Genomic DNA, 1,396 nt, shown 5'->3' on the forward strand with positions numbered 1-1,396 from the left:
CGGCCTCGTTAGCGCCGCCCTGGGCGCGGAAGCGGTCGCCCAGGTCGGCGCCCGGCCTCGTCAGCGCCGCTTGCGCTCCCGCTCGGGTTGGGTGGCAGACCAGCGCTCGCCCTCGGCCGTCTCGCCCTCGACCGGCTCGGCGTCGATGGTCAGATACTCGACCTCCTCGGGCGCGTACTGGCTGAGGGCGGCCTGGTGCTCCTGCTCCCGCGCGGCGGCGGCCGCGGCGCGCTCGGCCTTGCTGCGGGCGGGGCGGTCGTTTGCGATGAGCACCGCGGCCCAGGGCAGGATGACCATGCCGAGGGCGCAGATGACCAGCCAGACGGGCAGCAGCGGCGGGTTGGCGCTGATCAGGATGGCGCCGGCGATCAGGCAACCGGCCCGCAGACCCATCATCGTCACATAGCGGATCTGCCGGCTACGAAACTGCTCGTCCTGGCTGCGGGCGGCGTCGGTGATCAGGACCGGCCGCTCCGGTTGCTTCTTCACGGTGGGCACTCCGATCGACCCCCCATCCTTGCACCGGACCGCATCCGATGCCCAACCAGCGCGCCCAGCCGGCCGCGGCTACTTCTTGGCGGCAGCCTTCATTTCCTTCTTGTACGCCCGAACCTTGCCCAGCGACTCCCCGTCGACGATGTCCGCCACCGACTTGAACGAGCCGGCCTCGCCGTACCCGCCGGCCGCCTCCCGCCAGCCCGCGGGCTCGACGCCGTACTGCTTGCCGAGCAGCGCCACGAAGATCTGCGACTTCTGCTTGCCGAACCCGGGCAGCGAGGCCACCCGCTTGAGCAGCGCCGCGCCATCGGTCACGCCGGCCCAGAGGTTGGCGGCCTCGCCGTCGTAGTCCTCGACGAGTGCCCGGCAGACCTCCTGCACCCGGGCAGCCATGGCCTTGGGAAAACGATGCAGAGCCGGCGGCTCGGCAAAGATGGCCACCAGCCGATCGGGATCAAACTCGGCAATCTCCACCGCCGTGGGTGCATGGCCCAGTCGTTGCGCCAGCACATAGGGCGACGTAAACGCCTTCTCCAGCGGAATCTGCTGATCCAGAACCATCCCGATGAGCAGCGCCAACGGGTCACTGGAGAGCAGCTTGTTGGCCTCGTCATCGATCGGCAGGCTGAGCGTCATCCCCCTATCTTGCCGCCAACCACCACCCCCGCCCCCGCTACCCACCCTGATTTTCCGACCACCACCCGCTTCCCCATCAACCCGCCGCCACAGCCCACCCCCACCAGCCCGCAGCCACAGCCCACCTCCCCGCCAGGCCGCCGCCACAGCCCGCTCCCCGCCAACCCGCCGCAACGAACACCTTCCCTCCGAGCCGGCCGCCGCGCGCTCTGCCGCAAGTCCACCCCGCGGCGCACCCCTCCGGCCCGCCGCAACGCACCCC

Annotated in this window: 2 protein-coding genes; both read right to left on the reverse strand. The window is 70.9% G+C overall.

From position 1 onward, the window contains the following. Positions 1 to 60: 60 nt before the first annotated feature. Positions 61 to 489, reverse strand: a complete 429-nt coding sequence (locus ODJ79_RS46505) for a DUF3099 domain-containing protein (protein WP_263030175.1) — start codon at positions 487 to 489, stop codon at positions 61 to 63. A 78-nt stretch (positions 490 to 567) separates the two neighbouring features. Beyond that, the gene (locus tag ODJ79_RS46510) at positions 568 to 1,134 is read right to left on the reverse strand and encodes an HhH-GPD-type base excision DNA repair protein (RefSeq protein WP_263030176.1); all 567 of its coding nucleotides are present in this window, start codon (positions 1,132 to 1,134) and stop codon (positions 568 to 570) included. Positions 1,135 to 1,396 lie beyond the last annotated feature (262 nt).

The organism is Actinoplanes sp. KI2, from assembly GCF_025630775.1.
Lineage (GTDB): Bacteria > Actinomycetota > Actinomycetes > Mycobacteriales > Micromonosporaceae > Actinoplanes.